Annotated in this window: 1 protein-coding gene; it reads left to right on the forward strand. The window is 40.7% G+C overall.

Annotated elements, in window-relative coordinates; all coding sequences use genetic code 11:
* Positions 1-312, forward strand: a 312-nt coding sequence (locus JEM65_RS21815; protein WP_199603871.1) for a hypothetical protein, incomplete at both ends; no start/stop codon positions are given.

Consider the following 312-nt stretch of genomic DNA (forward strand, 5'->3'; position numbering starts at 1 on the left):
ATGATCCGAAGAGGAAGTGATATCAACAATTCCTTAGCCACTACCCTGGAGAAAGCTGGCGGTATGGTTGGTACGGATTACGAGGAGGAAAAGTGGGTAGGCGAATGGGATTTCGATACCGAAGGACCACAATTGACTCCGATAAGTATAGTCATCCGAGCAGTCTATCAAAAATCGTTTAGGCCTATTTATTTAATTTTCGATCAGTTTGAGGAGCTTTTTATTCTTGGGTCTCGATTAGAGCAAGAGATTTTTATTGATACAGTGAGAGGAATTCTTCAATCAGGCCAACCTGTAAAAATGATTTTTTCG

Source organism: Gelidibacter salicanalis, assembly GCF_016469035.1.
Classification (GTDB): domain Bacteria; phylum Bacteroidota; class Bacteroidia; order Flavobacteriales; family Flavobacteriaceae; genus Gelidibacter; species Gelidibacter salicanalis_A.